The sequence below is a fragment of the Thioclava sp. F28-4 genome (assembly GCF_002020045.1).
Classification (GTDB): Bacteria; Pseudomonadota; Alphaproteobacteria; order Rhodobacterales; family Rhodobacteraceae; genus Thioclava; species Thioclava sediminum.
In genome coordinates, this window is sequence record NZ_MPZQ01000001.1 from 879,897 (window position 1) to 906,302 (window position 26,406).

The window sequence follows — 26,406 nt, forward strand, 5'->3', positions numbered from 1 at the left end:
CGTCCCTGCGCGCCCGCCGCGCCCACCCCTCTTCCTCAGACCGCCGAAAGGATCGCATCCATGCCCGAGCCCCCCACCCCGACCGAACGCGAGGCGATGGCCCGCTTGATCGCCAAGGCGAAAGAGGCCGCGCAGGAGCCGGGCAAGGCGGGGATCGCCGCCGCGATCCTGCGCGACGGTGAGATCATCGCCGAGGGGGAGAACGAGGTGCATCTGAACTGCGACCCAACCCGCCATGCCGAGATCGTGGCGATCGCGAAGGCGACACGGGCGCAGGACGACCCGTCGCTCGAGGGCTGCGTGCTTTTGACGACCCTGCAGCCCTGCGAGATGTGCCTCTCGGCGGCGCGGTTCTCCGGGATCAAGCGGATCGTCTTCGGCGCGCAGAAGGAGAATGTCGCGGGGAAGTATTTCGTCTTCCCCGATTTGACGCTGACCGAATTCCGCGACGCAGGCGAAGCCTTCGAAGCGATCGGCGGCGTGCTGGAGGAGGATGTCGTCGCACTCTATGTCGATGGCGAGGAGTGACGCCTTTCTAAGCTAAGCGGATAGCAAAAAGGCGGGGCCGCGGCCCCGCCTTTTCCTTTGGTCTGTCTTACGTTCAGCTTAGCGGCCGATGCTTTTCGCCGAGGCCATGCCCGGCGCTTTCGATTCACCGCCCAGCTTGTCGCGGACCGCTTTCTCGATGCGCGCGCCGATATCGCCGTCGATGTTGCGCCAGTACTCAAACGCACGCTGCAAAATCTTCTCGCTCACACCGTCGCAGAGGTGACCGGTGACGTTGTTCACGAGACGCTCGCGCGCCGCGTCGTCCATCACGTCCCGCACGAGCGAACCTGCCTGGCTCCAGTCGTCGTCATCCTCACGCAGCGTGTAGGCCTGCCGGACCATCTCGCCATCGGAGTACCACAGACCGGCTTCGGATTTCTGCGGATGCGCTTCCGGGCCGCCATAGGAGTTCGGGAAATAGACCGGGTCTTCGGACTTGTTGACCCGCAGCGCGCCGTCCTTGGTGTAGGCGTTGGTTTCGGCCTGCGGCTTGTTCACCGGGATCTGCTTGTAGTTCACCCCGAGCCGCGCGCGGTGCGCATCGGCATAGGAGAAGCCACGTGCCAACAGCATCTTGTCGGGCGAGAGGCCGACGCCGGGGACCATGTTGTTGGGCTCGAAGGCCGCCTGCTCGATTTCGGTGTGGAAATCGGTCGGGTTGCGGTCGAGCACCATCTTGCCGACCTCGATCAGCGGGTAGTCCTTGTGCGGCCAGACCTTCGTCAGGTCGAACGGGTTGATGCGATAGGTCTTGGCATCCTCGAAGGGCATGATCTGGAAGTAGAGCGTCCAGCTCGGGTTGTTGCCCTCGGATATCGCGTTGAACAGGTCGCGGCGGTGATAGTCGCTATCGGCGCCTGCCATCTCGTCCGCTTCTTCCTGCGTGAAATGCGCGTTGCCGTCGCCCTGATCGGTCTTGAAGTGGAACTTCACCCAGAACATCTCGCCCGCTTCGTTGACGAGCGAATAGGTGTGGCTCGAATAGCCGTTCATCTCACGCCAGGTACGCGGGATGCCGCGATCGCCCATCAGATAGGTGACCTGATGCGCGCTCTCGGGCGAGAGGGTCCAGAAGTCCCACTGCATGTCGTGGTCGCGCAGACCGTTATCGGCACGGCGCTTCTGGCTGCGGATGAAGCTCTGGAACTTCAGCGGGTCGCGCACGAAGAAGATGGGGGTGTTGTTGCCCACCATGTCGAAGTTGCCTTCCTCGGTATACATCTTCACCGAGAAGCCGCGCGGGTCGCGCCAAGTGTCGGGGCTGCCGCGCTCGCCTGCGACGGTCGAGAACCGCGCCACGATGTCGGTCTTCGCACCCGGCTGGAACACCTTCGCCTTGGTGTATTTCGAGACGTCGCCCGTCACGGTGAAATGGCCGAACGCGCCCGAGCCCTTGGCGTGGGGCTGGCGCTCCGGGATGCGCTCGCGGTTGAAATTCGCCATCTGCTCGATGAGGTAGTGATCGTTCAGAACGATCGGGCCGTCGGAACCGACCGTGAGCGAATGTTCGAGACTTTGGACGGGGGCTCCCCCGTCTGTGGTGGCGGGGCGTCCGCGCTTGTCGTGCGTCATGTCGGAACCTCTAATTTTGGAAAATATCGGTTCGGAAACGCAGGGGGCGTGGCGCAGTTCCTTGAAGTTTCCACGACTGAATTCACGGCTCCGATATGTTGGTCGAAATGGGTGCAGCCCGTCCCGATCCGGCCCTCAGCGACTTACGCTTGGGAACCGATTCCACTGCAGCGCATTGATCCCGTTGGCGCATCGCCGTTTCTTCCGCACATGGAGCCTCCCCTATGCCCCCCAGTTCGCTGCGTTTCGATCCGTATGCGGGGCGACCCGACACTCTTGGCGCGCGCGTCACCGGAGACGGTGTGAATTTCGCGATTTTCTCCGAAGAGGCCGAGAAGGTGGAGCTGTGCCTTTTCGACGATGAGGGCCAGGAGGAACTCGCGCGGCTGGAGATGCCGCAGCAGGAGGGCGGGATCTGGTTCGGCCATTTGCCCGGCGCGCAGGAAGGCCTCGCCTATGGTTACCGCGTCCACGGGCGGTTCGCCCCCGAGGAAGGTCTGCGCTTCAACCCGAACAAACTGCTTCTCGACCCCTATGCGATGGCGATGCGGGGCTATCTGAAATGGGATGACGCGCTGTTCGGCTATCCCATTGGCGGCTCCGATCTGAAACAGGACACCCGCGACTCCGCCCCGTTCATGCCGAAAGCCATCGTCGTCGACACGCAGTTCGACTGGGATCAGGATCAGGTTCTGCACCGCCCGTGGTCCGAGACGGTGATCTACGAGGCCCATGTGAAGGGCCTGACGATGCGCCATCCGGGCGTCGTACAGGCCGATCGCGGGACCTTCCGCGCGCTCGCCTCTCCGCAGATCATCGACCACCTGCTGACGCTCGGCGTGACCACGATCGAACTGCTGCCGATCCATGCCATCGTGCAGGATCGCCACCTGGTCGAGAACGGCCTGTCGAACTACTGGGGATATAACTCCATCGGGTTCTTCGCACCCAATCGCAGCTATCTCGCCGGCGAGGACGTGCGCGAGGTGCGCGCCGCGGTGAAACGGTTCCACGAGGCCGGGATCGAAGTGATCCTCGACGTGGTCTACAACCACACCGCCGAGGGTAACGAGCTCGGCCCGACGCTCAGCTTCAAGGGCATCGACAATCGCAGCTACTACCTGCTGTCGCCGGAAAACAAACGCCACGGCTTCGACACGACCGGCACCGGCAACACGCTCAACGTCGCCCATCCGATGGTGCTGCGCCTCGTGATGGACAGCCTGCGCTACTGGGTGGAGGCGGTGCATGTCGACGGCTTCCGCTTCGACCTCGCCTCGACACTTGGTCGCGAACCCGCCGGCTTCGAACGCGAGGGGGCTTTCTTCAACGCAATCCGGCAGGACCCGGTGCTGTCCGGCGTGAAGCTGATCGCCGAGCCGTGGGATATCGGCGAAGGCGGCTATCAGGTGGGCGGCTTTCCCTGGCCCTTCCGCGAATGGAACGACAAGTTCCGCGATGACACCCGCGCGTTCTGGCGGCGCGATCCGGGGCTCTTGCCGAAGATTTCCCAGCGGCTGATGGGCTCGCCGGTGCAGTTCGACCACACGCACCGCCCTGCGACCTCCTCGATCAATTTTCTCGCCGCCCATGACGGCTTCACGCTCTGGGATACGCTGAGCTACAACCACAAACACAACGAGGCCAATGGCGAGGGCAATCGCGACGGCCACGACCATAACCTGTCCGACAATATGGGCGTCGAAGGACCGACCGACGACGCCGAGATCAACGCCGCCCGCCTGCGTAGGGCGCGCGCGATGCTGGGCTCGCTACTGGTCAGCCACGGCGTGCCGATGATCCTCGCAGGCGACGAGATGGGCCAGAGCCAGAACGGCAACAACAACGCCTATTGTCAGGACAACGAGACGACATGGATCGACTGGGAGGGCGCGCGGACCGATCTGCGCGACAGCCTCAGCGCGATGGTCGCATTCCGGCAGGACTGGCGCTACCACCTCGCCCCGCCCGCCTTCGCACCCAACGCCGCGACCCCGGTCAGCGACTGGTGGCACGCGTCGGGACGGCAGATGAAGGATGGCGACTGGCAGGAAGCGGGGCTGTGCTGCGTCGGATTGCGGCACCGGTTGGCGGGCTACCCCGAGCTGCTGATCGTTGCCAATGCGGGCGATGCATGCGAATTCACCCTGCCCGGCGACGGCTGGCACCATATCCTCGACACGACCCGGGACGATCCGCGCTGCGACGAGGCAGTCGACGGAGTGCAGTCGCTGCCGTGGCAATCGCTGCACGCGTTCTGTCGTGAGGGTGAAGCTGCGAGCGACGAGGGCGACGCGTGACGGCGGCAGGCGATCGGCAGCCCCTTCGCTGGGGCGCGCATCCGGGGGCGGAGGGTAACTGGGACTTCGCCATCTGGGCCCCTGCCGCGAAGCGCGCAGAGTTGGTGCTGGACGGAGCGGCACATGACATGACACCGGTCGGAGACGGCGGCAGGCAGGCCTCAGTCGCGGCCCGCGACGGACTGCCCTACGCATTCCGCCTCGACGGCACCAACTACCCCGATCCGGCCGCACGCCGCCAGCAAGGCGATGTTCACGGCCCCTCCCTGACCCACGACCCGGCCACTTTCGATTGGGGCGACCCATGGCAAGGGCGGCCATGGGACGAGGCGGTGATCCTCGAAATCCACATCGGCACCTTCACCCCCGAGGGCACGTTCACCGCTGCCGCGGAACGCCTGCCCCAACTGGCAGAGCTTGGCATCACGGCCATCGAGATCATGCCCGTCTCGCAGTTCCACGGCGCTCATGGCTGGGGCTATGACGGGGTTTTGCTGCGCGCGCCGCATCCGACCTACGGCAGTCCCGACGAGATGCGCGCTTTCATTCGCACAGCGCAGGGCCACGGGATCATGGTGATCCTCGATCTGGTGCTGAACCATTTCGGTCCCTTCGGGAACTACCTGCACGCCTATGCGCCCCAGACCTTCGGCGGGGAGGCCACGCCTTGGGGCGATGCGATTGACTTTACGCGACCCGAAGTGCGCACCCTGCTGCGCGAGGCAGCGACGGGATGGATCGACGAATACCGTCTCGACGGGCTGCGGCTCGATGCGGTCCATGCGATCCGCGATCCGTCCGAGCCGCATTTCCTGATCGAGCTTTTGCAAACGATCCGCGCGCAGGACCGAGGCCGTCCGATCCACCTGATCCTCGAGGACGAGCGCAACTTCCCCGATCTACGCGACGCCGGGTATGACGCGCAGTGGAACGACGATTGGCATAACGCGCTGCATGTTGCGCTGACCGGCGAGACGCAGGGTTATTACGCGGCCCATGGCGCCGATCCGTTCGGCGATCTGGCGCGGGCGATGGCGCGGGGTCAGATCGAGGAAGGCCAGACACGGGCCGACGGGACGAAAGCGCGCGGCGCGCCCGCCGCCCATCTACCGTGGTCCGCTTTCGTGAACGCCAACCTCACCCATGACCAAGCGGGCAACCGTCCCGAGGGCGAACGCCTCCTGAGCCTTATCGGCGACGAGGCGGGTGCGGTGATCCATGCGCTGTTGTTGCTGATGCCCTTCACGCCGATGCTGTTCATGGGCGAAGAGGTCGGCTCGACCGCGCCCTTCCCCTTCTTCGCCGATCCGCCGCCGGACGCCGTCGCCGCGCTGCGCGCAGGCCGGACGAAAGAGCTGCAAGGCATCGGCTATGACACGGGGGCGATGATCGACCCCGCCTCTCCCGACACGCCGCGCCTGTGCTACCCTTACGGTGACACCGGGCGGCGCGCGCAGGAGTGGCTGCGGCTGACGCGCCAGCTTCTGAGCCTGCGCCGGGCGCATGTGCTGCCGCTTTTGCGCAGCGGCAAGACCGGGCCCGGCGAGGTCACGCGCCACGGGGCGAAGGCCTTCCACGCGCGCTGGCCTTTCGCGGCGGGGACGCTCGATATTCTCGTCAGCCTCGGGGCACCCGCCTCCAATGCTGCACGCCGCGAGCCTGCGCTATTCTCGATGGGCGACCCGCGCCGGGACGCCTTCGCCATCGACGTGAGGATTGAGTAATGCCGTCCGATATGCCCGCTGCCACTGCCCACCCCATGATCGCGACTTACCGGCTGCAATTGCGAAACGGCATCGACTTCGCGGCTGCGAAAACCTTTCTGCCCTATCTCGCCGATCTTGGCGTGAGCCATCTCTACCTGTCGCCGATCTTCACGGCGACCGAGGGCTCGACCCACGGCTACGACGTGGCCAATCCGCAGGAGATCGACCCGGCGCTTGGCGGCGAGGACGGGTTTCGTGCGCTGTCGGAGGCGGCGCAGGCGCTGGGGCTCTGCATCGTGCTCGACCTCGTGCCGAACCACACCGCACTCTCGCTCGATAATCCGTGGATGCGCGATGCGATGCGCCATGGCCCCGACAGCGCCTATGCCGATTACTTCGCGATCGACTGGTCGCAAAAACTGATCCTGCCTTTCCTGCCGGAGCCGCTCGACGACATGCTGGCGAAGGGTGAGCTGCGACTGACTGAGGATCACGGTGGCGCGGTGGAATGGGAAGGTGGCTGGCTGCCGCTCGCGCCCGGCACGGAGGCGCTGGAAGACATCGCTGCGGTCCTGACGCACCAGCACTGGCAGCTGCGCGACTGGACGCGCGAACGCGGCGCGCTCTCGCATCGGCGCTTCTTCAACATCACCGGACTGATCGGGATGCGCATCGAGGATCCGGCGGTATTCGCCGCGATGACCGAGCTGCCCGCGCGGCTGGTTCGCGAGGGGCTCGCCCACGCGCTACGGATCGATCATATCGACGGGCTCGCCGATCCCGCCACCTATCTGGAGCGGCTGCGCCAGACTGTCGGCGATGCAGTCCCGATCTGGGTCGAGAAAATTCTGACCGACGATGAGGCGATGCCCGCCGAGTGGCAAACCGACGGCACGACCGGATACGAGGCCGGACGGCAGATTTGCCGCCTGCTCACCGAACCCGAAGGCTTCGCGCGGCTCGATGCACTTTGGCGCGAGCGCACCGGCGGCTGCGACGATTACGAGACGATGAGCCGTGAAGCGCGCGCGCAGGTGATCCCCGAAGACCTCGCGGCCGAGTTGCACCAGCTGATCGACCTTGCGCAGGCGGCGCTCGTGGTGGATCGGCTCGACCCGCCCGATGCCGAGACGCTGCGCGAGGCGATGCTGGCGCTGCTGATTTTCTTCCCGCGCTATCGCACCTATATCACCACGCCGCCCGCGACACCCGAAGACCGCGCGATCATCGAAGAGACGGTGGAAGCTGCGGCAGAGACCTTGCCGCAGCGCGAGGCGCTCGATCTGCTCGCCGGGCTGCTGCTCGACGGGAAGAATAAGCTGAGCCTTAAGTTCCGCATCCGGTTTCAGCAGGTGACGGGCGCGGTGGTCGCCAAGGCGCAGGAGGACACCGCCTTCTTCCGCCACACCCGTTACCTCGCCGCAAATGAGGTTGGCGCCGAACCCGACACACCACTCCTGGATGCGCAGGGGTTGAACGCGTGGTTCTCCAGTGCGCAGGGCCAGCGGGACACGGCGCTGACGCTGACCTCGAGCCACGACACGAAACGCGCCGAGGATACACGGATGCGGATCGCTGCGATCTCGCACCATCCCGAGACCTTTGCCGCTTTGTTCGATACCGCGATGCAAGACGCCGCACTCTCGGATGCCGGTTTCGTCTGGTATGCTACGCAAAGCCTTCTGGGCATCTGGGACGATCCAGCGCCCGGTCCGGACCTGTGCGAGCGCCTGACCGAGCATCTTCGCAAAGCGCTGCGCGAGGGCGGGGAGATCACGCGCTGGTCCTTCCCCGATATCGAGGCCGAGGAGGCCGCCTTGGACGCGGCGCGGCGGATTTGCGCGGCATGGGAGGCGCAGCCGCCAGCCGAACTCGCGCCCCTGATCGCGACGGGACAGCGGCTTTCGCTGCTGCAACTGGCACTGAAGATGATGCTGCCCGGCATGCCCGACATCTACCAGCGCGGGGAGCGCGCCCTCTACGAATTGACCGATCCCGACAATCGCCGCCCTTTCGCTTTGCCGGAAACCCTGACGTCCTTCGAGCAGGCGAAATCAGACGCCACCCGGCGCCTTCTGAAGCTGCGACGACAGGCGGAGGACGTGTTCCGCGCAGGCACCGCCGAGGCGGCAGAGCGTGACGGTATCTTTACGCTCACCCGTCGCGCGGGCGGGCGCGAAATCACCCTGCGCTTCCGTCGTGACCTGCGCGATCTGAGCGATGGCGCGCTCTTCGAGATTCGCGATTCGGCAGCGGAGGATACTGCCGCCCGCCTCGCATTTCCGCCGCCTGCCTAATTGATCGGCGGATCAGCGCGACCTGCTTTTTGACACATCGTCCGAGACCGTCCCCTAGACTCAAAGGGTTATCGATCAGCTCTCGAAATGGTCAAAAAACACACGCGGAAATCTTACCGCGAACCGGCGGAAATCCGGGAACCGCGGACCCGTTTCATGGCTTTCATTTTTGAAAAGCGTTAAGCTTATTCATGTCGCGGCGTCACGGTGGAGGAGCTCTGATGCTGACTCAGAAAAGACCCAATTTATTGAACGGCTGTCTTCCCATGGTCTTGGCCGGCGGGCGCGGGAAGCGTCTGTACGAGCTGACCGAGGAGAGTTGCAAACCTGCCCTGCCCTTCGGCGCTGGCGGCCAGCGATTGGTGGATTTCACTCTTGCTTCGCTGCGTGCTGCCGGGTTCACACGGGCGATCATCGCGACGCAATATCGTCCCGCGCCGCTGATCCGGCACCTGCGCGACAAATGGGCGGATGCGTTTCCTGAAGGGCTGGGGATTCGCGACGCGACGCGACTCTCGCGCGGCGGCTATCGTGGCACGGCCCATGCGCTTCTCGCCAATCTCGACCTGCTCGAGCGCGAAGGCGTTAACGACGTTCTGGTGATGCCCGCCGATCAGATATGCGACATCGATCTGCGTCCGTTCATCCAGCGCCATCGCCTGAGTGACGCGCCCGCGACGCTGGTCGCTGCAACGCTCTCATCGTCAGATGCGGAGCATCATTCGGTGCTTGAAGTCGCGCGGGACGGGCATGTCAGCGCACTTACCCATCGCCCGAGCGCGCCCGCCGAGATCGGCGAAAGCTCAGGGCGCAGTTTGGTCGCGACGGGGATCTACCTCTTCAAGACAGCGTGGCTTCGCAAGGAACTCCCGGAGCTGTCGCGGGGCCGGTTCGATATTTCGATCGAGGCCGACCTGCTGGAAGCCGCGCTGCGCGAGAAGGCCCTGCAAGCCTACCGTCTGCCGCGCAGCGACACCGGCCGCGAAGCCTATTGGCGCGATATCGACACGCTCGACGACTATCGCTCAGCCCTTCTGGATTTCGCGGCGCCGCAAGGTGGCACGACACGGGGAAGCCCGCCGCTGAGCTGCCTTCATCTCGAGGCGCAGCCGGGCGTCATCGGGGTCGGTCGGCGCTCCGCGTTGACGGCAAAAGGGGCCGTCTCGCGCGATTGCCACCTGACCGATACGCTGCTGGCACCCGATGTCTCGCTGCCAGCCGGAACGATCGTGGAAGGGATCGGGCGCACGAATATGCGCTGGTTCCGCCGCAGCGGTGACACCAATTTGATCACGCAGGCGATGGTCGACCGCTCCAGAGAGCGGCTGCACTAGGTACCAATTCCGAGACGCTTTCGGGCGCGGACCTTCAGCGGTCCGCGCCTTTTTCAGTCCCGCGCTATTCCACCGCCAGCCTGACACCGACCTCTGCCGGCGGCAGATCGTCCGGCGCGAAATCGACCTCGGGCGCGGGCTCCGAGAGCCCCGCCATGCACATGCGATAGAGCTCTTCGTAGCGGTCGACCATCCGCTCCACCCCGAAACGGGCGATCGCCCGGTCGCGCACGAATTGTCGGTCGCAGGTCATCGCCTTGCGCGCAGCGCTCGCAAGCGCGGCCACGTCGCCTGTCGGCACGATCACGCCCGCCTCGCCCACGACCTCGCGCACCGCGCCGGAATCGAAGGCAGCGACGGGCACACCGCAGGACATCGCCTCGGCTGCGGCGAGCCCGAAGGGTTCATCCCAGACCGGCGTGAAGAAGCAGACCGACGCCCTGGCGACCTCGGCGCTCAGGTCCTCCGCCGTCAGATTGCCACCATAGGTGATCTGCGATCCGAGATAGGGCGCGATGGTGTCGTCGAAATACGCACGATCCTCGATTGGCCCGTAAATCCGCAGCGGCACCTCTGCGATCCGCGCGGCCTTCACGGCCTCGGCGGTGCCCTTGTTGGGAGTGATGCGCCCGAACCAGACCGCCGAGCCATCGGCATGAGGGCAGAAGCCCCAGACGCCGGTATCGATCCCGTTCGGCACGACATGGAAGGACAGATCGCAGTCGGGCTTGGCCCAACGCTCGCGCTGCGCCCCCGTGCAGACGGTGAAACGACACCATGGCGCTCTGGCATCGTGGACGGCGTCGCGCAGCGTCTCGAGGGGCGGCACATGCAGGGACGTCAGCATCGCGATCCGCTCTCGCCGTGCCAGCCGCGGCGGATAGCGGTGCAGTGAATTGTTGTGAATGATGTCGAAGCCCCCCGTCTCCAACTTTTGCAGGATGCCCGCGAAGGCGCTGTCGAGATGGGTATCGGGCACATCGGACTCGCGGCCGCCTTTCGACGGATAGGCACTGTCGACATGCTGTTCCGTGACCGGATACAGCTCCACCCCTTCGGGCGGCTGACTGTCGCCCGACGCAAACAGTGTCACCTCATGCCCTCGCGCGACGAGGGCGCCTGCGAGCGCATAGGAATGGGCCTCCATCCCACCCATGAAGGGCGCCGAAATGGGGTGACGAATTGGGGAAATGATAGCGATGCGCATGTGCCTCCCTTCCCGGAAACGCATGGGCTCCGGGCGATGAACGGGCTGTTTCGGTAATGGGACTTCAATCGTATCGTGTAGGGGAACCAATGGGTGCGACGCTTGTTCCTGCATCGCGGAGCCGATCATGCAGAAAGTCTCGGCTGTTGCCCGATTTCCCCCCCGGGGGTCGCGCGCTTCAGTACCCGTCGAGCGGCAGCTTCATGTCGATGATGAGCCAGCCATCCTCATAGCGGCGCTCTTTCTCGGCGCGCAGTTGCATCGCCGAGGCGAGGATCAGGCGCGAGCCGAAGCCCTGTTCGGCGGCCGCGTCGTAATCCGGGACCTGCTCTTTCCAGGTGAGGTGGACGCCGTTCTCATAGGGCTCCCATGTCACATTGATCTGGCCGTCCACAGAGCGCAGCGCGCCGTATTTGGCGGAGTTCGTTACCCATTCATGCAAGATCAAGGCCAGCGAGGTCAGCGCCCGCGCGGGGATCATGACCTCTGGGCCCGACAGCAGAATGGTCTGTTCGGCGCGCGCAGGCGCAAGCACCCGCTCCAACAGCCCACCGAGCGCGACCGGCTGCGTGCTGTCGGTGCGCAGCATCAGGGAATGCGCGCGATCGAGGGCGGTCACGCGGCCGCGCAGCTCATCCAACATCTCCTCCTTGGTTTCGCTCGCGCGAGCCGCGCTGGAAATCATTGCGGAGACGAGCGCAAAGAGGTTCTTGATGCGGTGGTTCATCTCGGCGAGGTGCAGCTCGCGCTCGGCCAGCAACTCCTGCTCGGAGGTGATGTCGAAGCTGACCCCGATGACTTTGCGCTGGCCCGCCTGCGCGCGGTATTTTCCGACGCCACGAATCCAGCGCTGCTCGCCGGAAGGAAGGGTGATCCGGAAGACCTCGTCATAGAGGTCGCCCTCGCTCACGGCACTGTCGAGCGCCTCGAAAACGCGCTCGCGATCTTCCTCGATCACCCGGGTCCGCACTGCGTCCTGCAAGTCCATCTCTCCTTCGGAGATGTCGAAGAGCAGACGACACGGCTCGTCGATTACCAAGCGGCGCGCCTCGACCGAGAATTCCCAGCGGCCGATCCCGGCAATGCCGAATGCGTCCTCGAGGCCGATGGGGGGAAGCGACATGCTGGGGAAACCTCGGTACTGACGATGTGCGGGGGAGGATGAGCGGGGCGCGGAGCCAAATGGCCCGGCCCGACACAGTGACCTTTCCCCCGACCGAGTCAACTGCTGTAAACCGCCAGCCCCCGTCACCTATGCCCCCGGCACAGCTCAGACTTCCTGAGGTTTCTGATGCTTCTTGGTCTCTCCGCGACGACGGCGCGCAACGGCCTCAACTCAGGCTCAGCCCCGGAGGCTTAGACCGCCGCGAAAAGCGGTGCTCCGATATAGGACCCTTTCGGCGCGGCAGGCGGCACCCAGAACAGTCCCGACCCGGTGTGGGAGATGTATTCATTCAGCAGATCCGACGCGCCAAGCCGCCGTTGCAGCGCCTCGAAATGCGCGGGATCGTTCTGGTAGCTGATGAAGAACAGCCCCGCATCGAGCCGTCCGACCGCGTTCAGCCCGCCGGTGAAGTTGTAGCCGCGCCGCAGGATACGGATGCCGTCATTGGTTTCATGCGCCGACAGCCGAATATGCGCATGCGTCGGGATCACCGGCTCGCCTTGCGCGTTCTTCGCCTTGAAATCGGGCGTGTCGAATTCGTCCGTGCCGGTCAGCGGCGCGCCGGTCAGCTTGTGCCGCCCGAACACGTCGTTCTGGTGACTAACCTGCGCGTTGTCCCAATTCTCGATATGCATCTCGATCCGGCGCATGACCTGATAGGTCCCGCCATGCTGCCATTCGGGACCGTCATTGGCCCAGACATGCTGCGCGAGCTGCTCGGGCGTGGTGATGTTGCGGGTACCGTCGCGATAGCCAAAGAGGTTGCGCGGCGTCTCCTGCCCTGCCCCGGCCGAGGCGCGCCCGAAGCCGAGCTGGGTCCAGCGCACCGTCGCGGCGCCGGTGCGTTTCGCGATCCGTGCGAGGATGCGCACCGCGTGATAGGCGACCTGCGGATCGTCGGCGCAGGCCTGCAGCGATAGATCGCCGCCGCTGATCTCGGGGCGCAGCGCATCCGAGGGCAAATCGGCCAGCGGACGCAGATGCGGCGGGGCTTTCGCTGCCAGCCCCATCTCCTTGGAGAAGACGCGCGGGCCAAGGCCCACGGTCACCGTCAGCCCTGCCGGACCAAGCCCGAGCGCCTCGCCGGTCTCGAGCGCGGTGGCTGTCTCGCGGTCGGGCTCTGCCGGACCGACCGGCTGCCCTTCCATCATCAGCCCGATCGAGGCCGACCAGCGCGCGAGCAGCACTTGCAATGCGCGCGGATCGGTCCCGGTCAGGTCGAAGGCCATGGCCATCAGATGCTGCTGCGGCGGCGTGGCGATCCCGGCCTGCGGCCCGGTGCCGTAAAAGGCATAGCGCCTCTGGTCCGGATCGGGCATGGCGTCGGGCGCGACCTTGCCGGTCTCCGCCGCCTGCCCCGCCGTGGCGATAGTGCCCCCAAGCGCTGCCGCGCCCAGAAACAGCCCACGCCGTGACAGTCCTGCCGGTTTATCGTCTTGCCCGCGCATCATGGCCTCCTTCGTCTTCAGCTTGCCGTCGCGACTTTTTCAGCGATCCGCGACAGCGGCTCCTGCAGCATCTGGATCGCGCGGCTCAGCTTCACCGCGTCGGATTTGCGCAGCTCGGCATCGTAGATCTTGTAGCCGCCCAGAGCGTCGGGATCGCGGTAGTCTTCGAGCATCGTCTGCACATCCGCGAAGCGCTGCGCGATGGTTTCGGCCACGTCCGGATCGATCCGCTTCAGCCCCGGCTCGAGGAAAGCGAAGGCCTGATGCGCGCCTTCGATATTGGCCGCGAAGTCCACGAGGTCGATATGGCTATAGGCCTCTTCCTCACCGCTGATCTTGCCGCTTTGGACTTCTTCCAGAAGGGCCGCCGCGCCGTTGGCGAGGTCTTCCGGGCGATATTCGATCCCGCCGGACAGATCGGCGAGCATCTTGACGTTCTTCACCAGCTCCGCCGCATAGGCCTCGGTCTCGTCGGTGATTTCACCTTTTTCGAACAGGTCGCGCTCCACCGCGTGGAAGCCGTGCCAGCCGACCGCCGGGTCGAGGTTCGAGGCGCGCATGTCGATCAGGTAATCGAGGTTGCCAGAGTTGTCGGTCGGGTCGGTGCCGGGCAGAACGAAGCCTTCGACGTCGGGCTCGATCCGCTCGTAGAACGGACGGGCCTGCGCATAGGCCGCCTTCGCGCCCTCCACGTCGCCTTCGTCCACTTTCGCGGCGAGGCGTTCGCTTGCGGTCACCATCGCGCCGACCATGCCTTCGACGTAATTGGCGTAGCCTGCGGTGCCTTCGTCCAGCAGATCGCCGATCGCGCTTTGGGCGCGCTGCTTGCTCTCGCCGGTCACGGTGAAGGCCACGGTGTCTTCGGCCGCGCCCGGGCAATAGATGCGATAGTCGCCACCGTCGAGCGTGACGGTGAAGCTCGACGCGGGCAGACCGGGGGCGAGGTTCTCTTTCTCGCCGAGGATGCGGCTGTCCGACAGCAGCTCCAACTCGGAGATCGCGGGAGCGGATTCATTGGTCACCGTGAAGGTAATCGGCCCGGCCGCCGCGCTGTCGTGATCGAGCACGCATGCGCCGCCATTCTCGCCGGTCAGCGTGATCGCGACCTGCGCGGCCCCATTATTCGTGGGCGCATCGGCCAGTGCGGGCTGCGCGAAGAACGCGGTTGCGGCGAGAAGGGGGACAGCGCGGCGGCGCGCGCGGGACGACATGTTCATTGTCAGGCTCCTGTATTTGCTCTGCGGTTTTGGCTTGGTCAGAGGGACCTGGCGGGGAAAAACGGTGCGGGGCGCGCACGGGCGAGCGCGGAGGCCGCCAGTGCGAGCGCGATGAGGAAGAGGATGACGGGCAATTCGCGGGCCCAGAACTGATGCTCGATACGGGCGCGGCGCACGGCGCGCAGCGCATCGGCGGCGTCTTGCGCGGCGGCGGGGGCCATGACCCAGGCGCCGGTCGCCATGCCACCAGGGGCCATGTCGACGCGCAATGTGCGTGCCGTGGTCAGCCCGCCGCCCGAGAGGCGCAGCGTAACGGCACTACGGCCCTGCGCATCGAGAAGCGCATCGCCCGCGGTCCAGACGGTCACCTGTTCGAGCCGCGTCCATTCGGCCACGAAAGGCCCGGGGTTGCGCGCGGGACTGACGCCCACCGGCAGCCGCCCACCCGCGAGCTGCGCAAGCGTGGCGAGATCGATCTGGCCGGGCGCACCCGGGATCTCGGTCTGGCTCTGCACTTGGCGATGCAAGCTCGGAAGGCCCAGATGCCGCTCCGGCGTGGCCTCGGCGCCCGTCAGATCGACGCGGGTCGCACCCATCTCCAGCACCTGTCCCCGCAAGCGCAGATCGGGCCCGGCGGAGGTGTCGACATCGCCTTCCAGCACACGCGGCGCATGATCGGGCAGCGTCACCTGCGGCTGAGGCCAAAGCGCCGCGATACCGACGGCCAATGCCGCGAAGGCGACCGCCAGCCCACCGCGCAGCCATTGCGCCGTGCGGGAATCGGGACGCAGTGCACGCGGCCAATAGGTCAGCGCCGCGACCGGGATCAGATAGGCGATCCAGCCCAGCACCTCGATCAGGCGCGGATCGGCGGGAATGCCCAGCACGCCGGTGATCAGCGCCGAGCGCACGGTGCCGGGGGCTACGAGCCAGCTCAGATCGGCGATGCGTTGTTGTCCGGCGAGCAGCCAGCCCGCCTCATGGGCCGAGCGCAGCGTCTGCAACACCAGCCCCGCCGCGACGAGGATCAGGAATACGCCGGTCCAGCGGAAGAAGCGCCCCAGATTGAGCCGCATCCCGCCCTGCGCGATCGCCCAGCCAAGCGCGACAGATGCCGCGAGGCCAAGCGCCGCGCCGAGGCCCGCCCAATGCCCGGTCTGCGCGCCCGAGATCGTGGCGAGCAGGAAGACGGCGGTCTCGAAGCCTTCGCGGAGCACGGCGAGGAAGGCCATCGCCGCCAGTGCGACCCGGCTCCCCTGCCCCAGCGCCGCATCGGCGTCGCGCTCGATCTGGCCCTTCAGACCTGCGGCGTGGCGCGTCATCCAGAGCACCATCAGCGTCACGAAGACGACCGCAACGGCCGCGATCACGCATTCGAGCTTTTCCTGCGCGCTATGCGGCAAAGCGGCCTCGACCAGCGCGAGCCCCGCGCCAACGCCGACGGCCAGCGCCACGGCGGCAGCGACGCCAAGCCACATCTCGGTCAAACGTTCGCCCCGGGCGCGCAGGAAGGCCGCAATGATCCCGACGATCAGCGCCGCCTCGAGCCCTTCGCGCAGGCCGATGATGAATGTTGCCAACATGCTGTGGGCACCCCGTCGATTCCCGAGTAAATTGATTGGGTATTCGTTAGTGGCGCAGATCGGCGGGCGCAACCCCTTTTCCGAGTAAATTGCTCGGTTTCTTGCTATCGCATTTCTTCGCCCCTGCCGTTGCGGGCGATTTGCAACTTCCGCCATCTTGGGGCAATTCGTGCGGGTCGCCCTCGCAGCGCCGCGCAATCAGGCGGTCCGGCGCAGCGAAAGAGACACGATCCGGGCGCCTGAAGTGGCCCGCATGCAACAATTTCGGAGGCCGTATCTTGGCACAATCGCAAATCGGGCTGATCGGCCTTGGCACCATGGGCGGCATGCTCGCCCTCAACATCGCGGAAAAAGGGTTCGACATTTCGGTGTTCAACCGCACCACCAGCGTCACCAAGACCTTCCATGAAAACGCGGGCGAGCTGGCGTCGAAGATCACGCCCTGCGAAAATCTCGAAGATCTGGTGGCCTCGATCGCGAAACCGCGCGCGATCATCCTAATGGTTCCCGCAGGCGAGCCGGTCGATCAGCAGATCGCGGCGCTGCGCGCCCATCTCGACCCCGATGATCTGATCATCGACGCGGGCAATGCGAATTTCCACGACACCGAGCGCCGTGCGGAAGAAGCGGCGAAGGCGGGGCCCCGTTTCCTCGGCATCGGCGTTTCCGGCGGTGAAGAAGGCGCGCGCCACGGGCCCGCGATCATGGGCGGCGGCGAGCAGCAGGACTGGGACCGCGTGGCCCCGATCCTCAACGCGATCGCGGCCAAGTTCGACGGCACGCCCTGCGCCGGCTTCATGGGCAAGGGTGGCTCGGGCCATTTCGTCAAAGCCGTGCATAACGGCATCGAATATGCCGACATGCAGATGATCGCCGAGACCTATGGCGTGATGCGCGACGGCATGGGGCTGGACTCGAAGGCCTGCGGCGAGATCTTCGCGAAATGGGACGAAGGCGCGCTGAAATCCTACCTGATCGAGATTTCCGGCAAGGTCGCCCGCGCCACCGATCCCGAGAGCGGCGAGCCGATGCTCGACATCATCCTCGACCGCGCGGGCCAGAAAGGCACCGGCCGCTGGACCGTGATCGAGGCGCAGCATCTGGCCGCCCCCGTCCCGGTGATCGAAGCGGCAGTGATGGCGCGCAACCTGTCGTCGCGGCTCGATGCGCGCAAGCAGGGCGAGGATATGTTCGGCGCGGCTCCCGAGGCGCTGCCCGAGGGCGCGTTGAGCGCGGAGGATCTGGAGAACGCGCTGATCGCGGGCAAAATCCTGTGCTACGCGCAAGGCTTCGAGCTGCTGCGCTCGGCCAATGCGCCCTTCGACTGGGATCTGCCGCTGCCCGACATCGCGCTGGTCTGGCGCGACGGCTGCATCATCCGCTCGGCGATGCTCGACGACATGGCGAGCGCGCTGAGCGAGTCGCCCGATCGCAACCTGATGTATGCGCCCTATTTCGCGGATCTGTTGAAGGCGCATCACGGCGCGCTGCGCAAGGTCGTCAGCATCGCCGCAGCCCACGGGCTTGCGGTTCCGGCCCTGTCGATGGCGCTGAGCTATTTCGACACAATGCGCACCGCGCGTGGCACCGCGAACATGATTCAGGGCCAGCGCGATTTCTTCGGCGCGCATGGGTTCGAGCGCACCGATCTCGAGGGCGGCGACTTCCACGGCCCCTGGGCAATGTAAGCGCGCCCTCTTCGCTGAAAGATTACCGCCCGCGGCTCGCGCAGAGCCGCGGGCGGTTTCCGTTTCGCGGGCCGCCAGACGCCGCGAACCACGCGCCGCAATCACGAGTTCGTGTACGCCGCAACCGCGCCCGCCCCGCTTGATCCCCATCAAAGTCCTAAAGCACCGAGATCGTTACCCTCTGCGCATCCAAAACGGAGGCCGGGACTGCTATGACACGGGATTTCGAAGGTAAATCAGCTATCGTTACGGGCGCGGGATCAGGGATCGGCGCGGCAATCGCCAAGGAATTGGCGGCGCGCGGGGCCTCGGTCCTGCTTGCCGATCAGAACGCAGACGCGGCCAAGTCCGTGGCCGAGGAAATCCGCAAGGCGGGCGGCACCGCCGAACCGATGGCGGTCGATGTCACCTCGGCCACGGAGGTCGACGCGATGGTCGAGAAGGCCGTCGCGACCTTCGGCAAGCTGGATCTTGCCGTGAACAATGCGGGTATCGGCGGTCCGCAGGTGCCGTTCGGGGAGTATCCGCTCGACGGCTGGAAGCAGGTGATCGACGTCAACCTGAATGGGGTTTTCTACGGAATGCGCTTCGCGATCGCCGCGATGCTGAAATCGGGCGGCGGCGCGATCGTGAACATGTCCTCGATCCTCGGCTCGGTCGCGTTCCCGAGCGCCTGCGCCTATGTCGCGGCGAAGCACGCGCTTCTGGGCCTGACACGGGCGGCGGCGATCGATCACGCGGCACAGGGCATTCGCGTCAATGCGGTCGGCCCTGCCTTCATCGAGACACCGCTTCTGTCGGGGCTGGCGCCTGAGGTGAAGGACTCGCTGGTCGCGCTGCATCCGGCAGGACGACTCGGCACGCCCGAGGAGGTCGCGGCGCTGACCTGCTTCCTGCTGTCGGATGCCGCGAGCTTCGTGAATGGCAGCTATCACCTCGTCGACGGCGGATATACCTCGCGATGAGCACGACGGAAGGGCGGATCATCGCGGTGCGCGGGCCGGTCATCGACGCAAGTTTCGATGGCCCGCTGCCGCCGGTCCATTCGATCCTGACGCTGACGGATGACGACATGCCGGGCAGCTTCGAGGTGCATGGCCATCTCGACGCGCATCGGGTGCGCGCCATCGCGCTGCAATCGACGCTCGGCCTGTCGCGCGGGCGCAAGCTGCGCGCCACGGGCAAGCCGCTGGAAGTGCCGGTAGGCGAGGCCGTTCTGGGGCGGCTGATGGATGTGACCGGCGCGATGCGCGACGGCGGCGACCCGCTGCCCAAGGGCACACCACGCCGCCCGATCCACGGCACGCCGCCGCGCCTCTCGGGCAGCGGCGCGGTCACCGCTTTCGAGACCGGGATCAAGGTGATCGACCTGATGTTGCCGCTCGCGCGCGGCGGCAAGGCCGCGATGTTCGGCGGCGCGGGCGTGGGCAAGACGGTGCTGGTGATGGAGCTCATCAACACGATGGTCGAGAAATATCAGGGCATCGCGATCTTCGCGGGCGTGGGGGAGCGCTCGCGCGAGGGCCATGAGATGCTCGCCGACATGACCGAGTCCGGCGTGCTCGCGCGCACAGCGCTGGTCTACGGCCAGATGAACGAGCCGCCCGGCGCGCGCTGGCGGGTGCCGCTTACCGCCGTCTCCATCGCCGAGGATTTCCGCGACCGCGATCACCGCAACGTCCTTCTGATGATGGATAACGTCTTCCGCTTCGTGCAGGCGGGCAGCGAGGTTTCGGGGCTTCTGGGCCGCCTGCCCTCGCGCGTGGGCTACCAGCCCACCCTCGCGTCTGAGGTAGCCGAACTGGAAGAGCGCATCGCCTCCGCCGCCGGGGCCTCGGTCACGGCAATTCAGGCGGTTTACGTCCCGGCTGACGATTTCACCGATCCGGCGGTGACCGCGATTTCGGGGCATATGGACAGCTCCATCGTGCTGTCGCGTCAGCTGGCCTCGGAGGGGATTTACCCCGCGATCGACCCGCTCGCCTCGTCGTCGCAACTTCTCGCCCCCGAGATCGTCGGGGCGGACCATTTCCAGCTGGCGGGCGAAGCGCGGGCGCTATTGGCGCGGTTCCGCGAATTGCAGGACATCATCGCGCTTCTCGGCGTCGAGGAGCTGGGCGCGGCCGACCGGCTCGCGGTGCGCCGCGCGCGCAAGCTGCAACGCTTCCTCACCCAGCCCTTCGTCGTGACCGAAGCGTTTACCGGCCAGACCGGGCGCTCGGTGCCGCTGGCCGATACGCTTGAGGGCTGCCGCGCGATCCTCGCGGGCGAGGCGGACGACTGGTCGGATCAGTCGCTCTACATGATCGGCGGGATCGACGAGGCCCGCCAGCGAGAGGAGGCCGCGGCATGAGGCTCACCATCGCCACGCCCCTCGAAATCGTCGTCGATGCCAAGGACGTCACCGCGATCCGGGCCGAGGACGAGAGCGGCGGCTTCGGCATCCTGCCCGGCCATGCCGAGTTTCTTACCAGCCTCAGCATCTCGGTCATCTCCTGGGTGGTCGAGGGCCAACGGCACTATTGCGCGGTGAAGGGCGGTGTTCTTATGGTCGAGAATGGAAGCGATGTCTCGGTCTCGACCCGCGCTGCGGTGACCGGCGATCTGCCCGATCTGGGCGAGACGATCCTGAAACGGTTTCAGGCCGAGGATGACGCCGCGAAGACCAAACAGGCCGACTCCACCCGGCTGCATCTGCTCGCGATCCGGCAGCTGGTGGCGAGCCTCGACGGCGCGCAGGCTCGGAAGGATTGGACATGACCCACCCGCCGGAAGACCCGGAACAGACGGAGGAGCCGATGGAGAGCGCCGCGCGCCGCCACGCCGCCCGGATCGAGAAAGCCCGAGAGGAGGGTGACATCCCGCTGGCAAGACGACTGGGCCAGATCGGCGTGCTCGGATGGATCGTGGTGCTGCCGATGCTGGCGGGGGCCGCGGGCGGACGATGGATCGACCGGAGCGCCCAGTCGGGCATCTTCTGGACCGCCGCACTTATGATGGTGGGGCTTGTCGTGGGCTGCTGGCTGGGCTGGCGCTGGGTGCAGCAGCAATGAGCGGGACGATGGTTCTTCTGGGTCTGACGAGCCTCGCCCTCGGCATTGGCGTGGGCCTCTTGCATTTCGCGCTGCTGCGGGCGGGCACGGATGCGATGCTGCTCGAAAGCAAGGCGCTGAAGGCGATCGCGCTGACCGTGCTGCGCTTCGGGCTGACGATCGGGGTTCTCGTGGGCTGCGCGCTTCTGGGTGCCGTGCCGCTGCTGGCGGCGGCGCTCGGGATCGGCGTCGGGCGGATGCTCACCCTGCGCCGCGCGAGGTCCGCATGAATTCGCCGCTGGAGACCACCGTCCTGTTCTGGATCGGCCCTGTGCCGATCACGCAACCCGTCGTCACGACATGGGTGATGATGGTGGTGATCGTGGTAGGGTGCTACGCGCTGACCCGAAACCTGAGCCTCAAGCCCGGGCGACGCCAAGCGGCGCTGGAACTGCTGGTGACGGTGCTCGACACCCAGATCCGAGAGACGATGAGCGTCGCGCCCGAGCGCTACCGCACCTTCCTCGGCGGGTTGTTCCTGTTCATCCTGATCGCGAACTGGTCCTCGCTGCTCCCGGGGGTGGAGCCGCCAACCGCCAACCTCGAAACCGACGCGGCACTGGCGCTCCTCGTCTTCGTGGCGGTGATCGTCTACGGCATCCGCGCGGGCGGCGTGCGTGGCTACCTGCGCAGCTTCGCGATGCCGACGCCGCTGATGATCCCGCTGAACCTCGTCGAGACGCTGACGCGCAGCTTCTCGCTGCTGATCCGCCTGTTCGGCAATATCATGAGCGGGGTCTTCGTGATCGGTATCGTGCTCTCGCTTGCGGGGCTGTTCGTGCCGATCCCCTTCATGGCGCTCGATCTGCTGACCGGCCTTGTCCAAGCCTACATCTTTACCGTCCTCGCCATGGTTTTCATCGCGGCGGCAGTGGCGGAATCCCAAACCTCCCACGGATCCGGAAAGGACTGACTATGGAATATATTGAAGTGGCGAGCGTTATCTCGGCCGCCGCGGCGGTAGCCTTCGGGGCGCTCGGCCCCGCGCTTGGCGAGGGGCGCTCGGTCGCGGCTGCGATGGACGCGATCGCCCGCCAGCCCGAGGCCGCCAACGCGATCTCGCGCACGCTCTTCGTCGGGCTCGCGATGATCGAGACGACGGCGATCTACTGCCTCGTGATCGCGCTTCTGCTGCTGTTCGCCAACCCGTTCATCGGCTGATCATGACACTGGACTGGTGGACGCTCGGGCTGCAGACGCTCAATGCGGCGGTGCTGATCTGGCTTCTGAGCCGGGTGCTTTGGCGCCCGATCGTGAGTGCCATCCAGGCGCGACAGGCCGAGGCGGACAAGCAATTGAGCGATGCGAGCGAGACCGCACGCAAGGCCGATGAGGCAAAGGCGCTGGCCGAGGCCGAGCTCGATCAGGTCGGCACGCGCAAGTCCGAGATGCTGGCGCAGGCGCAGACCGAGGCCGAAGCCGCGCGCAAGGCGCTTCTGGATCACGCCCGCGCAGAGGCCGCCGATATGGCCCGCACCGCAGAGGCCGAACGCGCCGCCCGCGCGGAAGAGGCCGAGAAGCGTTATGCCGCGCGCGCCGCCGATCTGGCGCAGCGCATGGCCGAGCGCATCGGCGCGCGCCTGTCGCGGCCCGCACTGCTCGAAGCTTACGCAACGGATCTTCTGGCGCAGGTGGCGGCCCTCGACACCGAGGATCGCGCCGCGCTCGGCTCGGAGAAACTCATGCTGCGGATCAGCGAGGCGACAGAGGCCGGCTACGGAGAGGCCTTCGCCGATCGCCTCGGGAAGACCTTGGGCGAAGATATCCGCCCCGCGATCAAGACGGATGCGGAGCTGATCTGCGGCCTCGCGCTGGAGACCAAGCACCTGCACCTCGAGAGCTCATGGGCCGCCGATCTCGCCCGGATGCGCAAGGAGGTGGCCAATGACACCAAATGATCCCGACGAGTGGCTGGACCGCAGCCTCGAGGCCATCGCGCGTGCGCCGCTCGGTCCCGTCGTGCGCCGCAGCGGGCGGGTGGAGCGCGTGTCCGACGGCGTCGCGATGGTGTCGGGCCTGCCCGAGGCCCGCGCCGGGGAGCGGCTGGTCTTCGAGGGCGGGCAATCGGGCTTCGTGCACGTGCTCGACGAAGAGACCCTCGCGGCGGTGCTTCTGGATGATATCGCGGGCGTCGCTCAGGGCGATGCGGTCACCGGCACGGGCGACGTGATGCGAGTGCCGGTCGGGCCGGACCTGCTGGGCCGGATCGTCGATCCGCTCGGGCGGCCCCTCGACGGGCTCGGCCCAATCACGACCACGGCCAAACACCCGGTCGAACGCCCCGCCCCGGCGATCATCGACCGCGCGGCGGTGGTGGAGCCGATGCAGACCGGCACGCTCGTGGTGGATGCCCTCTTCGCGCTTGGCCGCGGCCAGCGCGAGCTGATCGTGGGCGACCGCGCGACTGGCAAGACGACCATCGCGCTCGACACGATCCTGAACCAGAAGGACGGCGACGTGACCTCGGTCTATGTCGCCATCGGGCAGAAGACCTCCTCGGTGGAGCGGGTGATCGAGACGCTTCGGCGTAACGGGGCGCTGGCGCGCACCATCGTCGTGGTGGCCGGGCCGTCGACGCCGCCGGGGATGCAATGGCTCGCCCCCTTCGCGGGCATGACCATGGCCGAAGAGCTGCGCGACACCGGCGGCCACGCGCTGATCGTGCTCGACGACCTCACACGCCACGCCGCCTCGCATCGCGAGCTTGCGCTGCTGACCCGGCAGACACCAGGGCGCGAGGCCTATCCAGGCGATATCTTTTATCTTCACGCCCGGCTTCTGGAACGCGCCGCGCGGCTGTCGGACGCATTGGGCAGCGGCACGCTGACCGCGCTGCCGATTGCCGAGACCGATGCGGGCAATCTCGCCGCCTTCATCCCGACCAACCTGATCTCGATCACCGATGGGCAGATCGCGCTGGACGCCAAACTGTTCAACCGCGGCCAGAAACCCGCCGTGGATGTAGGCACTTCGGTCAGCCGGGTCGGCGGCAAGACGCAGGCGCGCAGCCTGCGCGACGCGGCGGAGTCGATGCGGCTCGACTACGCGCAGTTCCTTGAACTGGAGATTTTCACGCGTTTCGGGGGGATGCCCGATACGCGGGTGAAGGCGCAGCTTGCGCGCGGGCGGGCGGTGCGCGCGGTGCTGGCGCAGATCCAGCACGCGCCACTGCGCCTCGCCGATGAGGTGGCGCTGGTTCTGGCGGTGCAGACGGGGCTTCTCGACGGGTTGGAGCCCGCGCAGATCGACACGCTGCGCGCGGCGCTGCCCGATGCGCTCGATGCGGCGGGGCTGTCGGGGGCGGATTTCTCCGCCACGCTGAGCGAGGGTCTGCATGACCAGATCGTGGAGTGCCTGAAAGGGCTTTTGCCGGAGCCTGCGAAATGAGCGAGCAGCTTGCCGAGATCGAAGCGCGGATCGGCAGCATCCGCACGCTCGCCTCGGTCATCCGGGCGATGCGCGCCATCGCGGGCGCGCGCGTGCGTCAGACAGAGGGAGAGCTTGCCTCGGTGGATCTGCACGCGGCGACGGTGAGCCGTGCACTCGACCGGGTTCTGTCGCTCGCGCCGACACCGCCCAAACCCGAAGGGCCGCCGCTCACCGTTCTGTTTCTCGCCGAACAAGGCTTTGCGGGATCGTTCAACGCCCGGCTTCTGAGCGAGCTGGGCACGCCGCCCGGCGGTCTCGTCGTGATCGGCACGCGCGGCACGGCGCTGGCCGCCGAGCAGGGGCTGAACGCGCTTGCGCAGTTCCCCCTGCCCTCGCACGGCCCGGCGGTTCCGCCCTTCGCCGACCGGCTGGCCGAAACGCTCCTGCAACTGGCGGGCCGAGCCCCGATCGACGCCTTCTACGCCCAGACGGAGGATGGCAGCTGGAAAGCCCGCCGCCGCCGTATCTTCCCCCGCCCGACCCGGTCGACTCCGCCGCCAAGCCAGCCGCCCCTGCTGACGCTGCCGCCCGCGCAGCTTTGCGCGTCGCTCTTTGCCGAGCTGCTGCATGCGGAGTTGTGCCGCGTCGCGCTGCATGCCACGGCTGCGGAAAACACCGCCCGGATGCTCGCCATGGCCTCCGCTCAGGGGATGACCGAACGCAAGCTCGACGCGCTGCAACAGACCGCGCGGATTTCGCGGCAAGAGTCGGTGACGACCGAGATTCTGGAGCTGTCGGCCGGCGTCACGTCCAGCTGAGATGTGCCCCCACAGCCCCGCCGCACACAGGCATCGCTTGAAAAGCGCGCGCGCATGCAACAAGACTTGGGCTCGAGCAGAAACGAGGCCGATGTGACGCAAGAGATGTCCCCCGAGGCGCAACCCGGGTCGGGAGATGACCCGATCGACATGCGGATCATGGCGATTTTTCCCGAGCTGACCCCCAGCGAGAAACGCCTCGCCGAGGTCGTGCTCGAAGCGCAATCGACGCTGTCGAGCTACACCGCTGCAGAACTCGCCGAAAGCGCGGGGATTTCCTCTGCCACGGCGGCGCGCTTCTTCAAGCGGCTGGGCTATCGCAATTACAACGAAGCGCGGCTGCATTCGCGGCGCAACGGAAGCTGGGGCTCGCCGCTGAGCGAGTTGAGCGACGGTACCGAACCGGGACAGCTCGCCGATCATTTCGCGCAGGATATGCAGAACCTGACCCGCAGCACCGAGATCCTCTCGGAAGAGGCGGTGGCCGACGCGGTCGAGCACCTCGCCTCGGCGCGCCGGATCTGGGTGCTGGGCTACCGGAATTCGCGGGCGCTCGCCATCTATGCCCGCGCCCTGCTGCTCAATCTGAAATCGGACGTGCAGCTTCTGCCCTATGAGGGCGCGTCGCTCGCCGAGGATGTCGCAGGGTTCGCACCGGGCGATGTGCTGCTGGCGATCGGGCTGCGGCGCAGGCCGCGCGCGCTGGGAGAGGTGATGACCGTCGCGCGCGAGGCGGGCATCCCGACGATCCTGATCGGCGATCCCACCGTAGCGCAGACCGCGCGCCACGCGACGATCACCCTGCGCTGCCACAATCGCGGGCAAGGCATCTTCGACAGCACGGTCGTCGCGATGAGCCTGATCAACTTCCTCTGCTCGAGTCTGGTGGACTCGCTCGGCCCCGAAGCGCGCGCCCGACTCGCCCGGATCGAGGACCTTCATGCGCGTTTCGACGACCTCGGACCGCCCCCGGAGAGCCTTGAGGCGCTCACCAAGGCTGCAAAACAGGACAAATAGCGCCTAAAAACTGCGCATGGCCCGAATGAAAGCGTATTTTCATT

At 66.5% G+C, this 26,406-nt stretch carries 23 protein-coding genes; 17 read left to right on the forward strand and 6 right to left on the reverse strand.

All coding sequences use genetic code 11. The features are described 5' to 3' along the window. Window positions 1–60 precede the first annotated feature (60 nt). Window positions 61–528 carry a nucleoside deaminase gene (locus BMI87_RS22460; RefSeq protein WP_168175152.1) on the forward strand — a complete coding sequence of 156 codons (468 nt, stop codon included), beginning with the start codon at window positions 61–63 and terminating at the stop codon, window positions 526–528. 78 nt (window positions 529–606) lie between these two features. Here the strand turns inward: BMI87_RS22460 and BMI87_RS04010 are convergent, their stop codons facing one another. Further along, complete coding sequence (locus BMI87_RS04010; protein ID WP_078519846.1) at window positions 607–2,121, reverse strand: catalase; 1,515 nt, start codon at window positions 2,119–2,121, stop codon at window positions 607–609. Between the two features lie 224 nt (window positions 2,122–2,345). Here BMI87_RS04010 and glgX point away from each other — a divergent pair, with 224 nt between their 5' ends. From glgX to BMI87_RS04030, 4 genes are all read left to right on the forward strand, one after another. Further along, a complete protein-coding gene (gene glgX / locus BMI87_RS04015; protein ID WP_078519847.1) occupies window positions 2,346–4,421 on the forward strand; it encodes a glycogen debranching protein GlgX in 2,076 nt (691 codons plus the stop codon). Continuing rightward, window positions 4,418–6,145, forward strand: a complete 1,728-nt coding sequence (treZ, locus tag BMI87_RS04020) for a malto-oligosyltrehalose trehalohydrolase (protein ID WP_078519848.1) — start codon at window positions 4,418–4,420, stop codon at window positions 6,143–6,145. The genes glgX and treZ overlap by 4 nt, the downstream gene beginning before the upstream one ends. Further along, window positions 6,145–8,424, forward strand: coding sequence for a malto-oligosyltrehalose synthase (gene treY / locus BMI87_RS04025; protein WP_246832639.1), 2,280 nt, complete (start codon window positions 6,145–6,147; stop codon window positions 8,422–8,424). Before treZ ends, treY begins: the two co-directional genes overlap by 1 nt. A gap of 266 nt (window positions 8,425–8,690) precedes the next feature. After that, a complete protein-coding gene (locus tag BMI87_RS04030; protein WP_168175153.1) occupies window positions 8,691–9,758 on the forward strand; it encodes a sugar phosphate nucleotidyltransferase in 1,068 nt (355 codons plus the stop codon). Between the two features lie 64 nt (window positions 9,759–9,822). On the opposite strand, the gene BMI87_RS04035 is transcribed toward BMI87_RS04030, so the two are convergent. The 5 genes from BMI87_RS04035 to efeU form a co-directional block, all read right to left on the reverse strand. Continuing rightward, a complete protein-coding gene (locus BMI87_RS04035; protein ID WP_168175154.1) occupies window positions 9,823–10,965 on the reverse strand; it encodes a glycosyltransferase in 1,143 nt (380 codons plus the stop codon). Window positions 10,966–11,143: 178 nt separating this feature from the next. Next, on the reverse strand, window positions 11,144–12,088 hold the full coding sequence (locus BMI87_RS04040) for a sensor histidine kinase (protein ID WP_078519851.1): 945 nt from the start codon (window positions 12,086–12,088) through the stop codon (window positions 11,144–11,146). A gap of 233 nt (window positions 12,089–12,321) precedes the next feature. Continuing rightward, window positions 12,322–13,578: a Dyp-type peroxidase gene (locus tag BMI87_RS04045; RefSeq protein WP_078519852.1), complete on the reverse strand. Its 1,257-nt coding sequence runs from the start codon at window positions 13,576–13,578 to the stop codon at window positions 12,322–12,324. Window positions 13,579–13,595: 17 nt separating this feature from the next. Further along, the gene (efeO, locus tag BMI87_RS04050; protein WP_210402449.1) at window positions 13,596–14,795 is read right to left on the reverse strand and encodes an iron uptake system protein EfeO; all 1,200 of its coding nucleotides are present in this window, start codon (window positions 14,793–14,795) and stop codon (window positions 13,596–13,598) included. Between the two features lie 38 nt (window positions 14,796–14,833). Further along, complete coding sequence (gene efeU, locus BMI87_RS04055) at window positions 14,834–16,378, reverse strand: iron uptake transporter permease EfeU (RefSeq protein WP_168175155.1); 1,545 nt, start codon at window positions 16,376–16,378, stop codon at window positions 14,834–14,836. Window positions 16,379–16,656: 278 nt separating this feature from the next. Here efeU and gndA point away from each other — a divergent pair, with 278 nt between their 5' ends. The 12 genes from gndA (at window position 16,657) to BMI87_RS04115 (ending at window position 26,362) form a co-directional block, all read left to right on the forward strand. Then, window positions 16,657–18,066 carry an NADP-dependent phosphogluconate dehydrogenase gene (gndA, locus tag BMI87_RS04060; protein WP_078519854.1) on the forward strand — a complete coding sequence of 470 codons (1,410 nt, stop codon included), beginning with the start codon at window positions 16,657–16,659 and terminating at the stop codon, window positions 18,064–18,066. 212 nt (window positions 18,067–18,278) lie between these two features. Beyond that, window positions 18,279–19,031, forward strand: coding sequence for an SDR family NAD(P)-dependent oxidoreductase (locus BMI87_RS04065; RefSeq protein ID WP_078519855.1), 753 nt, complete (start codon window positions 18,279–18,281; stop codon window positions 19,029–19,031). Next, window positions 19,028–20,419 carry a F0F1 ATP synthase subunit beta gene (gene atpD, locus BMI87_RS04070; RefSeq protein WP_078519856.1) on the forward strand — a complete coding sequence of 464 codons (1,392 nt, stop codon included), beginning with the start codon at window positions 19,028–19,030 and terminating at the stop codon, window positions 20,417–20,419. Before BMI87_RS04065 ends, atpD begins: the two co-directional genes overlap by 4 nt. Continuing rightward, window positions 20,416–20,826, forward strand: a complete 411-nt coding sequence (locus tag BMI87_RS04075) for a F0F1 ATP synthase subunit epsilon (protein ID WP_078519857.1) — start codon at window positions 20,416–20,418, stop codon at window positions 20,824–20,826. Before atpD ends, BMI87_RS04075 begins: the two co-directional genes overlap by 4 nt. Then, window positions 20,823–21,119 carry an AtpZ/AtpI family protein gene (locus BMI87_RS04080; protein WP_078519858.1) on the forward strand — a complete coding sequence of 99 codons (297 nt, stop codon included), beginning with the start codon at window positions 20,823–20,825 and terminating at the stop codon, window positions 21,117–21,119. Before BMI87_RS04075 ends, BMI87_RS04080 begins: the two co-directional genes overlap by 4 nt. Next, window positions 21,116–21,388, forward strand: a complete 273-nt coding sequence (locus tag BMI87_RS04085; RefSeq protein WP_168175156.1) for an ATP synthase subunit I — start codon at window positions 21,116–21,118, stop codon at window positions 21,386–21,388. Before BMI87_RS04080 ends, BMI87_RS04085 begins: the two co-directional genes overlap by 4 nt. Continuing rightward, window positions 21,385–22,071 carry a F0F1 ATP synthase subunit A gene (locus BMI87_RS04090; RefSeq protein ID WP_078519860.1) on the forward strand — a complete coding sequence of 229 codons (687 nt, stop codon included), beginning with the start codon at window positions 21,385–21,387 and terminating at the stop codon, window positions 22,069–22,071. The genes BMI87_RS04085 and BMI87_RS04090 overlap by 4 nt, the downstream gene beginning before the upstream one ends. Window positions 22,072–22,073: 2 nt before the next feature. After that, a complete protein-coding gene (locus BMI87_RS04095) occupies window positions 22,074–22,319 on the forward strand; it encodes a F0F1 ATP synthase subunit C (RefSeq protein WP_078519861.1) in 246 nt (81 codons plus the stop codon). Window positions 22,320–22,321: 2 nt separating this feature from the next. Beyond that, on the forward strand, window positions 22,322–23,056 hold the full coding sequence (locus tag BMI87_RS04100) for an ATP synthase F0 subunit B (RefSeq protein WP_078519862.1): 735 nt from the start codon (window positions 22,322–22,324) through the stop codon (window positions 23,054–23,056). After that, window positions 23,043–24,545, forward strand: a complete 1,503-nt coding sequence (locus BMI87_RS04105) for a F0F1 ATP synthase subunit alpha (protein ID WP_078519863.1) — start codon at window positions 23,043–23,045, stop codon at window positions 24,543–24,545. The genes BMI87_RS04100 and BMI87_RS04105 overlap by 14 nt, the downstream gene beginning before the upstream one ends. Next, window positions 24,542–25,345 (forward strand): F0F1 ATP synthase subunit gamma, encoded by an 804-nt coding sequence (locus BMI87_RS04110; RefSeq protein ID WP_078519864.1) that lies wholly within the window; start codon window positions 24,542–24,544, stop codon window positions 25,343–25,345. Before BMI87_RS04105 ends, BMI87_RS04110 begins: the two co-directional genes overlap by 4 nt. A gap of 54 nt (window positions 25,346–25,399) precedes the next feature. Next, the gene (locus BMI87_RS04115; RefSeq protein WP_078519865.1) at window positions 25,400–26,362 is read left to right on the forward strand and encodes a MurR/RpiR family transcriptional regulator; all 963 of its coding nucleotides are present in this window, start codon (window positions 25,400–25,402) and stop codon (window positions 26,360–26,362) included. Window positions 26,363–26,406 lie beyond the last annotated feature (44 nt).

Bases quoted from the DNA above. Each gene is read 5' to 3' on its own strand.
- BMI87_RS22460 (WP_168175152.1), top strand. From the start codon at position 61: ATGCCCGAGCCCCCCACCCCGACCGAACGCGAGGCGATGGCCCGCTTG.
- BMI87_RS04010 (WP_078519846.1), bottom strand. From the start codon at position 2,121: ATGACGCACGACAAGCGCGGACGCCCCGCCACCACAGACGGGGGAGCC.
- glgX (WP_078519847.1), top strand. From the start codon at position 2,346: ATGCCCCCCAGTTCGCTGCGTTTCGATCCGTATGCGGGGCGACCCGAC.
- treY (WP_246832639.1), top strand. From the start codon at position 6,145: ATGCCGTCCGATATGCCCGCTGCCACTGCCCACCCCATGATCGCGACT.
- BMI87_RS04030 (WP_168175153.1), top strand. From the start codon at position 8,691: ATGGTCTTGGCCGGCGGGCGCGGGAAGCGTCTGTACGAGCTGACCGAG.
- BMI87_RS04035 (WP_168175154.1), bottom strand. From the start codon at position 10,965: ATGCGCATCGCTATCATTTCCCCAATTCGTCACCCCATTTCGGCGCCC.
- BMI87_RS04040 (WP_078519851.1), bottom strand. From the start codon at position 12,088: ATGTCGCTTCCCCCCATCGGCCTCGAGGACGCATTCGGCATTGCCGGG.
- BMI87_RS04045 (WP_078519852.1), bottom strand. From the start codon at position 13,578: ATGCGCGGGCAAGACGATAAACCGGCAGGACTGTCACGGCGTGGGCTG.
- efeO (WP_210402449.1), bottom strand. From the start codon at position 14,795: ATGAACATGTCGTCCCGCGCGCGCCGCCGCGCTGTCCCCCTTCTCGCC.
- efeU (WP_168175155.1), bottom strand. From the start codon at position 16,378: ATGTTGGCAACATTCATCATCGGCCTGCGCGAAGGGCTCGAGGCGGCG.
- BMI87_RS04065 (WP_078519855.1), top strand. From the start codon at position 18,279: ATGACACGGGATTTCGAAGGTAAATCAGCTATCGTTACGGGCGCGGGA.
- atpD (WP_078519856.1), top strand. From the start codon at position 19,028: ATGAGCACGACGGAAGGGCGGATCATCGCGGTGCGCGGGCCGGTCATC.
- BMI87_RS04075 (WP_078519857.1), top strand. From the start codon at position 20,416: ATGAGGCTCACCATCGCCACGCCCCTCGAAATCGTCGTCGATGCCAAG.
- BMI87_RS04080 (WP_078519858.1), top strand. From the start codon at position 20,823: ATGACCCACCCGCCGGAAGACCCGGAACAGACGGAGGAGCCGATGGAG.
- BMI87_RS04085 (WP_168175156.1), top strand. From the start codon at position 21,116: ATGAGCGGGACGATGGTTCTTCTGGGTCTGACGAGCCTCGCCCTCGGC.
- BMI87_RS04090 (WP_078519860.1), top strand. From the start codon at position 21,385: ATGAATTCGCCGCTGGAGACCACCGTCCTGTTCTGGATCGGCCCTGTG.
- BMI87_RS04095 (WP_078519861.1), top strand. From the start codon at position 22,074: ATGGAATATATTGAAGTGGCGAGCGTTATCTCGGCCGCCGCGGCGGTA.
- BMI87_RS04100 (WP_078519862.1), top strand. From the start codon at position 22,322: ATGACACTGGACTGGTGGACGCTCGGGCTGCAGACGCTCAATGCGGCG.
- BMI87_RS04105 (WP_078519863.1), top strand. From the start codon at position 23,043: ATGACACCAAATGATCCCGACGAGTGGCTGGACCGCAGCCTCGAGGCC.
- BMI87_RS04110 (WP_078519864.1), top strand. From the start codon at position 24,542: ATGAGCGAGCAGCTTGCCGAGATCGAAGCGCGGATCGGCAGCATCCGC.
- BMI87_RS04115 (WP_078519865.1), top strand. From the start codon at position 25,400: ATGCAACAAGACTTGGGCTCGAGCAGAAACGAGGCCGATGTGACGCAA.